This window comes from Nocardioides lacusdianchii (genome assembly GCF_020102855.1).
Lineage (GTDB): Bacteria > Actinomycetota > Actinomycetes > Propionibacteriales > Nocardioidaceae > Nocardioides > Nocardioides lacusdianchii.
This window is the reverse complement of sequence record NZ_JADHZD010000031.1, coordinates 10,423-18,407: the sequence shown is the minus strand read 5'-3', so window position 1 is coordinate 18,407 and position 7,985 is coordinate 10,423. Positions and strand designations below refer to the sequence as shown.

Genomic DNA, 7,985 nt, shown 5'->3' with positions numbered 1-7,985 from the left:
ACTCGCCACGATGCGCCGCGATGAGGGCCTCGCGCATCCAGCCAATGGCGAGGTCGGGTGTGAGCAGCCGCCGTACATCGGCGTCGTTGAGAACCTCGACCACCACGCGATCATCCCAGTAGGCGAACCGCCCGCGGTCATGCGTGCGCGCCGTCGACAATCGGGACGGAGATCGCCCCGTTCCCGGCAGGGGATGGGCTCGCGGAGCGACCCGGTACGGGATGGGCTCGCGGAGCGACCCGGTACGGGATCTGTCTTCGGTAGATATGCGGGCGCGCCGGCGTCGCCGAGTGACGTTCCCTGACCGGAACCGCTGTCCGGCGATGCGCCACCCTCTGGTGTCGCCGGTCGCGGGTGAGCCGACTACCGGTGATCGTCGGTGTCGAAGCCCGGGAGGCGGGACCGCTGCTCCGGGCTGACGGTCTCCTGGAACAGGGTGATCTGCAGGTCGGCCGGCGCTTGGAGACGGGCATTGAGCGAATGCCAGGGCGTCATCACGGGTGGGGCGATCACCGTGGCACCGGCCGCCTCAAGGTCGTCCGTGGTGCTCGCAGAGTCGTCGACCTCGAAGGCCAGTCGAAGCTTTGCGCTCGGCCTGGTGACTCCCTCGACGCGGTCGATGGCGGCCTTGTGCACCGAGTTGGCGATTTCGAGGGTCGCTCGTCCTGCGTCGAGGATGGACACGCGGTCGTCACCGCCTTCGGCGAAAGCCGCGAGCTCGGCCATGCCGAGGACGTCGCGGTAGAAGGACACTGCTGCCTCGTAGTCGTCGGCCTCGACGATCACGCGCAACTGTCGGACGCGGGGGCTGTTGGTGGGCTCGGTTGTCATGTCTGAAGAGTGGATGCTGACACCAGTGTCAATGGCAAGCATCAAGCGTCGCCCGTCCCTTTGCAGCCCACGAAGGACGCTCAGTTCGCGCTCGACTTCACGCTTTGCTGCTTCCAGGCGTTCGACCTCGTCGGCGAGCCGATGCTCAAGGAAGCCCGTCCGCTTGTCCGCCGGTGCTTCGAGGCAGGGCAGGATCTCGTCGATGGTCGAACTGCTCAGCCCGGCGGCGTAGAGGTGCTGGATGAGGACGACCCGGTCGAACATAGTTCTCTCGAAGTGGCGCCACCCGTTCTCGGTGCGTGTCGATCGAATGAGACCGAGGGACTCGTAGTACCTCAGCGATCTTGCGCTTACGCCGGTGATTTGTGACAGCTCTCCTATGCGCACGGTGTCAGAACCAGCACTCTACGCTCGATCATCCCGTACGACGCGAGCGACTTGAATCCGACGACGGGCCACGGAATGGAGGGCCTCGAGCGCAGTCCACCGTCCATGTCTTGCCGCTGACGGACCTCTGCCGAGACGATCGGCGTATGACATGCGCTTACATGATCGCCCCGTTGACGACCGTCACGGTCTTGGTGCGCCTGCCGGCCACGCAGAAAGGCTGCAACGAGCAGACGGACAGCTGAGGGATCCGCTCGCTGCGATCGGAGTTGGCCGCTACCGCTGCTCCTGAGGGGCCGCAGGGGATTCTCGCAAGCGGGGGCGACCGGATCTGCCGAGGAGGAGCGGACGAGGCGTCTGGACGCTCTCGTAGTGTGTGCCCGTGAGTGAAGCAGGATGCCTTGTGGTCGTTTCGGGCCTGCCCGGCAGTGGCAAGACGACGGAGGCCAAGAAGTTGCAGGCCGAAAGACCGGGAGTCCGGTTCTGCCCAGATGAGTGGATGGCCGCGCTCGGAGCGAACTTATGGGACGGGGAACTTCGCGCCCGCGTGGAAGGGCTGCAGTGGGAACTGGCCCTCGATGTGCTCCGCGCCGGAGGTACCGCCATCATCGAGTGGGGCACTTGGGGCAGAGACGAGCGCGAACGTTTGCGGGCAGAGGCCGCAGGGCTAGGTGCGCGGACCGAGCTGTTCTTTCTCGATGTCCCTGCGGATGTGCTGTGGACCCGCATCCAGGAACGGGGCATGGAGGACCCTCCGATGAAGCACGAGGATGTCGTCGCAATGCACGAGTTTATGCAGAGCCAGCGCCCTGACGAAGCGGAGCGCAGCGCCTTCGACGAGGTCCTCTAGTTCGTCTCACCGCGCTGCTGCGATCTCGTCCTTCATTCCTGAGCATCTAGTTTTGCCGCGGTTCCCGGACGTCCCGAAAAGTCGCTTTCCTCTCACCCGTGACGCCTCACCGGATGACGTTGGCGCCCGGGTGTCCTAGGGTTCTGTGCATGGCTTTCATCTGCTGCATCAACGCTGGACGCACCCGCCGCCCGTAGGCGGCGCGTGCTTCCTCAACCAGCCGCGCCGCTCAGCGTCAGGCCGACGTGCACTCGCACGTCGCCCAACTCGTCCTGAACGGAGCAGATTCGTCATGTCCAACGCAAAGCCCAATCCCGATGCGCCAACCATCCGTCCGCTTGAGCCTCACGACCTGGAAGCGGTAGTGGCGCTCGCGATACCAGCGTGGCAACAGGTGTTCGACTCCTTCGCCGAGATACTCGGCGGGACGGTCTTCAACCACCTCTACCAGCCGTCGTGGCAGGAGGCCCAGGCCGCCAGTGTCCGGACCACCTGTCTTGACGAGCAGGGTGAGGCATACGTTGTTGTCGCCTCAGACGGACGCGTGGCCGGGTACGTCGCACTCGCCAACGAGACGGACGCCGGCATCGGGCACATCGAGCAGATCGCAGTGCACCCCGATTACCAGCGTCGTGGGTACGCCCGTGCCCTGATGTCATTCGCGATCGAGCGATTCCGCGCCAGCGGAATGGTGATGGCGAATGTCGGCACAGGTGGCGATCCGGGGCACGCCCCGGCTCGCGGGCTGTACGAGGCCCTCGGGTTCGTCGGCGTGCCCTTGGTGAACTACTACTCACCCATCGAGTAGCAGCCTCTTGCGGCGGCCCCTGACCCACATTCAGTGCGGGTCAGGGGCCGCCGCCCACCGGCAGCACAAGGCGTGCTTCAGCCCGCGCCGCAGGGATCTCGCCCGCCGGCAGGGTCACGCGAACGGCTGCCAAGTCGGCGATGAAGTCGAGTCAATCCTCAATGCCGGCGACGACCGGCGGGCTGCCTTCAACGGATGCGCGCAGAGGGTTGGGACCGCTGCTCGCCGTGATGACGGGCAGTACCGCTGCGGTGAGGGCTTGTAGGTAGTCCTCGTCGAGGGGACCAGTGCGAAGTAGCCAGCGGTAGAACAACGGGCCGTAAAGGACGTCGACCACCACGGCGGGATCGGTCGCTGCATTGATCTGGCATCGGTCTTGCGCTCGTCGGATCCAATCACGGGTTGCGCTCAGCAGCGGTCCTAGTAGGCGCTCGCGCAGTTCTTCAACTAGTACCGGGTCGTGCTGAATCTCGGTCAGCACCGCGCGGTAGGGCTCCTCGAGGTGGGGATCGACAAGTCCCGCTGCGGTCTCCCGCAGTAGGAGCCTCAGGTCCACACCGAGGTCTCCGGACTCCGGAATTCGCAAGCCGTCGGCGTCGTGTTGCAGCGCCAGGAGGGCGTCAAACACGACGGCACCCTTCGATGGCCACCACCGGTAGATCGTCTGCTTACCGACCCCGGCGCGGACCGCGATGGCCTCGATGGTCAGCCGCCGAAAGCCCACCTCTGCGATGAGCTCGGCCGCCGCGTCGAGGATGGCCTGTCGGGAAGCGTTGCTACGACGAGTCGGGTCGGGGCTGTTAGACACCCCGGCATCCTATCCACTAGGCGAGACGAGACGGCCCGTCTTGACCTAGAGGGGGGTCGAGTGATTCCGTACGCCACGAGACGCTTCGTCTCGCGGGCAGAGAGACTTTAAGGAGGCCCTCATGACCGAGGTGACAGATCGATGGGAGCGCGTGATCGAGGTGGATCGAGGCGTCTCCCTCTGGACTGAGGCCACCGGAGACCTGGGCATGCCGCCGTTGTTGCTCATCATGGGGGCGAACGCCTCCGGGCTGACGTGGCCTGATGACCTCGTAGATCGCCTAGCGAAGCATCACCTGGTGATCCGGTACGACCACCGAGACACTGGGCGCTCGTCCGTGTGCTTCGAGGAGCACCCCTACCCGATCATCACGCTGGCGCACGATGCGCTGGCCGTGCTCGACGCTTATGGCATCGATCGAGCTCACGTCGTGGGCATGTCACTAGGCGGCACGCTTGCACAGCTGCTGATGATTGAGGCACCCGAACGGCTTCTCAGCGCCACGCTGATAGGTACCTCGGCACTGGAGGGCGGTGCCTCGGCTGTACACGCCCTCGAACTGCCGGGCCCCTCTGCGGAGGTCATGACGATGTGGCAGCACCTTCTCGACCGGCGAGACCGCGAAGCCGACATCACCTGGCACGTGGAGCACTGGCGTGCACTCGCTGGGGGTGACGCCGGTAGTGCCTTCGACCCTGACGAGTTTCGCACGCTTGAGGAGCGGATCCGCCGCCACTCTGGCCGCGACCGGCACACGACCGCTCATGCGCTCGCGGATCAGTCTGGACTGGATCGGGGAGCAGAGCTCCCGCGGGTGCGGGTGCCGACTCTTGTCATCGAGGCGCCTCTGGACCCGGTCGTTCCGCCACCCCACGCCCGACACCTGGCCGCCCAGATCCCCTACGCACGCCTCGTCACCATCCCAACCATGGGACACGCGCTCCCCAATGCCCTGTCGGATGAGATCGCCGACGCCATCCAGAGCATCGCCCACCGCCCGCTGCCCGCCTGAACATCAGCAACGGCTCGTCAGCCGACCGCCGGACTCAGGGGGCGGGAAGGTGGCACAGAGTCCCGCGCCGGAGCGGGATCGCCTGGCGGGCCAGGTGCCGTCGTTGAGAGGCGTCCTCGTCGCTTCCTTCAGCTGTAGTCGGCGTAGACCCGGCGGTTGACGCCGTCGACGGTGAAGAAGCCGCCGTACGGAACGATCCACTGTGGTCTCGTGTGGCCGAAGGGCGGACCGACTACGACGACTGCTTCTGGGTTGTAGGCGTGCACGACGTTCGTCACCCTGTCGCGCTGTTCAGCGCGTTTGGCGCGCCTGTCCTCGGCGGACGGCCGGGTGTCGAAGTCCGATGTCGGGGGGCGGGCGACGACGACGGCGTCCACGGCGCTCAGGATTCCGCGCTCGCCGAGCGATCTGGTGATCCAGCCGAACTCTTGTGCGGGGATGAGTTCCTCGGAGGACTCGAGAAGTAGTACTCCGCCATCCAGGACCGAAGGGTCGGTCGGGAATCGGCCTGCGGTCAGGATCCACTGCAGGACCTCGATGCATCCACCCCAGGTTCGGCCGGTGATGGACCGTGACGGCCCGGACCAGGTCCAGGGCTCCGTCGGCTCGCGGTCGCCGAACTCCGTCAGGGCTCGTGGGTCGTTCCAGTCATGACCGATGTCCTCCGACTCGCCCGGCTCGGTGAGCTCCACGCGGACGCCGGTCAAAAGGGCGGCCCGCAACGATTCTTCGTGGACCGGGTCGACGTGTGGGCCCGGGCCGAGGTGGATCTGCGTCGAGCCGCCGTAGTAGCCGGCCACACCGTTCGTCCACAGCCAGTTGAGCAGGTTGGTGTTGTCGCTGTAGCCGAGGAACGGCTTCGCGTCATGCGCGATGAGTGTGGGGTCGAGGTGCGGGATGACCGTGATCTGGTCGTCGCCGCCGATGGTTGCCAGCACGGCGCGGATCTCGGGGTCGGCGAACGCTGCGTTGAGGTCGTCGGCCCGTTCGCGGGCGGATGCGTTGAGCTTGCGTGTGGTCGGGAACTCGACCGGCACCAGCCCCGTGACTGCCTGGAGCCTCTTCAGCGCTTGCTCGTGGACGACCGGGGCGACCGCGGGGGCGGCAAAGGACGGGGACACCACCGCGATCTTGTCGCCTGCGCGCGCCTTGTTCGGTGAAGTCAACTCCATGGGAGTGACCCGAGGGTCAGGCTGCTCCTGATCCTCAAGGATTATTGAATGGAGCGGCCCGTCAGGTCCGTAAGTGGATCGGCTCGAGGGATCCGCCCAGAAGTGTCGAGGCGTCGGACCACGGAGGTCCGTCAGCGGCCCCTTGTCGGTCCGATGAAGGGGATCCGCTGCACGACCTGTCCGTGACCGTCAAGACCCACGAGGGCAGTCACGTCGTCCACGGGTGGTCGGACGAGGACGAAACAACGCAGCCGGACCCCGTTGCCTGTGGTGGCCACAGGAAGGTGAGCGGGTGAGACTTCGGTCTGGTCGCCCTCGTCGTTGGTTTCCGCACGCACGACGTTGATGCGGGAGGTGACGAGGCCGTAGATGTAGCGATTGCCTTCCCCTCGCTTGAAGCCACCCCCGAACCCGATCTCCGTCGTGTCGGGAATGTCCCAACCGGACGCGTCCTCACGGATGTCCCCGTTGACGTAGAGCGCCATCTCGTGGCGTCCGCCCATGCCGTGAGGCCGATACCGCAAGGCCCAGGTGTCTCCGTTGGGGGCAACACCCTCCGCCGCGAGGATGTCGCGTTCTGCGTTCATGTAGACAGGCTGACATGCATCGTGGGCTGCGCCCCGCCGTGCCGGATTTCGCGCTGGGGGTCACATCGGTCGGGGTCCCGGACACTACGAGGCATGAGCACGGACCAAGAGCGCTTCAGCAGGTGTTGGCACAGCGACGCTCCCCGAGTGCTGGCGTATGCCCGCCGCCACGTGGGAGTCCACGACGCACATGACGTCGTGTCGGAGACGTTCCTCGTTGCGTGGCGTCGCTGGAGCGAGGTCCCCGACCCCGCCATCGCCTGGCTGTTGGTCACCGCGCGCCGCGTGGTGGGCAACCAGCACCGCTCAGCACGGCGGCGGCACGCCCTCGCGGACCGGATCGCTCTCCTCGACGGCGTGGCTTCCGTCGAGGACAGGACCACGCCGGAGACCGCGCTGCGCCGCGGCGAAGCGCTGGAGCAGTTGGCGAGTCTCACCGAAGATCACCGAGAGGCCCTGCTGCTGATCAGTTGGGACGGCTTGACTACCGATCAGGCAGCCACCGTCCTGGGGCTGCGCCCACCAGCGTTCCGCCGGCGGGTCAGCCGCGCACGCGCCGCGCTCGCTCGCATCGCCGAGGATCCACCCGGGCCTCGGGCCAGCCCGCCCGTCCACCCGCTCGCCGTGCCCGTGACCCTGAAGGAACTTCGATGACCCGCGACCTGACCACCACCCTCGAGGCACTTCGGCCCGAGGAAGACCAGCTCGATGAGCAGTGGTCGCGCATGACCCTCGCGTCCATCCTGGCTACGCGGGTCGCGCCGTCGCGACCTCGCAAGTACCGCGCAGCAGGCGTTGCCGCAGGCGCGCTCGGGGTCGCGTTGGTGGGCGGCGGAGTAGCGACGGCCGCCGGTCTCTCGCCCCAGAGCTTCGTCGACGCCTTCCGCGGCTGGGCAGTGGTGTCGCCGGAGAGCGAGCCCGGGAGGCAGGCCGTGGACCCGGCCGACGCCCGACGAGTGGCCACGGCCGCAGGACCGGGGGACACCGTCTTCACGCTCGTGGCCGCTTCCGGTCGCAACGGCTTTACCTGCGTTGCCGCGCTCTTTGAGACGCGCGCCAGCACAGACGCGGCCCTCCCGAACGAGTTCATCGACGCCAACGGCAGCTCGTGCGCGGCCTCACCGCCCGCCGACGCACGTTTCGGCGACATGGGCGCTGTCGACGTACAACGGCAACCCGACGTGCTGGGGGCTCGCGACGTCCGGGTCCTCAGCATCTGGGCCGGGCCTGCGACCCGCGCCGTCGTGCGAGCCCCCGACGGCGTCGAGCACCCGATGCTGCGCTTCGACGGCAGGTTCTACGGCTGGTTCGAAGGGAAGGGCGACGCCACGGCCCCCGTGGTTCTCGTCGGCTACACCGCCGACGGTGCAGAGGTAGGACGCACACGCCTCTAATCGGCAGGCCTGGACGATCGTGGCCGTCCCAGACGGGGAACCACGACCGGTCGCGAAGTGTTCGTCAGGAGGGTGAGTCGCCACCATCCCGATGAGGTGTCGGATACGGAACACCCGTCGCCGGAAGCGGATGGGC

Annotated in this window: 9 protein-coding genes; 5 read left to right on the top strand and 4 right to left on the bottom strand. The window is 66.9% G+C overall.

What is annotated here, in order from left to right; all coding sequences use genetic code 11:
• Positions 1 to 363: 363 nt before the first annotated feature.
• The gene (locus tag IRX98_RS22080) at positions 364 to 1,218 is read right to left on the bottom strand and encodes a MerR family transcriptional regulator (protein WP_224280456.1); all 855 of its coding nucleotides are present in this window, start codon (positions 1,216 to 1,218) and stop codon (positions 364 to 366) included.
• A 382-nt stretch (positions 1,219 to 1,600) separates the two neighbouring features.
• On the opposite strand from IRX98_RS22080, the gene IRX98_RS22075 reads away from it, so the two are divergent.
• Entirely contained in the window at positions 1,601 to 2,068 is a 468-nt protein-coding gene (locus IRX98_RS22075; RefSeq protein WP_224280454.1) for a P-loop nucleotide/nucleoside kinase family protein, read from the top strand.
• Positions 2,069 to 2,360: 292 nt separating this feature from the next.
• On the top strand, positions 2,361 to 2,876 hold the full coding sequence (locus tag IRX98_RS22070) for a GNAT family N-acetyltransferase (RefSeq protein WP_224280452.1): 516 nt from the start codon (positions 2,361 to 2,363) through the stop codon (positions 2,874 to 2,876).
• Positions 2,877 to 3,027: 151 nt separating this feature from the next.
• Here IRX98_RS22070 and IRX98_RS22065 read toward each other — a convergent pair whose 3' ends face one another.
• A complete protein-coding gene (locus IRX98_RS22065; protein WP_224280450.1) occupies positions 3,028 to 3,684 on the bottom strand; it encodes a TetR/AcrR family transcriptional regulator in 657 nt (218 codons plus the stop codon).
• Positions 3,685 to 3,805: 121 nt separating this feature from the next.
• Between IRX98_RS22065 and IRX98_RS22060 the strand changes: the two genes are divergently transcribed.
• Entirely contained in the window at positions 3,806 to 4,696 is an 891-nt protein-coding gene (locus IRX98_RS22060) for an alpha/beta fold hydrolase (protein WP_224280448.1), read from the top strand.
• 128 nt (positions 4,697 to 4,824) lie between these two features.
• On the opposite strand, the gene IRX98_RS22055 is transcribed toward IRX98_RS22060, so the two are convergent.
• Together IRX98_RS22055 and IRX98_RS22050 are read right to left on the bottom strand one after the other, a co-directional pair.
• The gene (locus tag IRX98_RS22055; RefSeq protein WP_224280446.1) at positions 4,825 to 5,868 is read right to left on the bottom strand and encodes a S66 family peptidase; all 1,044 of its coding nucleotides are present in this window, start codon (positions 5,866 to 5,868) and stop codon (positions 4,825 to 4,827) included.
• A 131-nt stretch (positions 5,869 to 5,999) separates the two neighbouring features.
• The gene (locus IRX98_RS22050) at positions 6,000 to 6,455 is read right to left on the bottom strand and encodes a hypothetical protein (protein ID WP_224280444.1); all 456 of its coding nucleotides are present in this window, start codon (positions 6,453 to 6,455) and stop codon (positions 6,000 to 6,002) included.
• A 147-nt stretch (positions 6,456 to 6,602) separates the two neighbouring features.
• Here IRX98_RS22050 and IRX98_RS22045 point away from each other — a divergent pair, with 147 nt between their 5' ends.
• Both IRX98_RS22045 and IRX98_RS22040 read left to right on the top strand, forming a co-directional pair.
• Positions 6,603 to 7,109, top strand: coding sequence for an RNA polymerase sigma factor (locus IRX98_RS22045; RefSeq protein ID WP_308045779.1), 507 nt, complete (start codon positions 6,603 to 6,605; stop codon positions 7,107 to 7,109).
• Positions 7,106 to 7,849, top strand: coding sequence for a hypothetical protein (locus IRX98_RS22040; protein ID WP_224280440.1), 744 nt, complete (start codon positions 7,106 to 7,108; stop codon positions 7,847 to 7,849). The genes IRX98_RS22045 and IRX98_RS22040 overlap by 4 nt, the downstream gene beginning before the upstream one ends.
• Positions 7,850 to 7,985 lie beyond the last annotated feature (136 nt).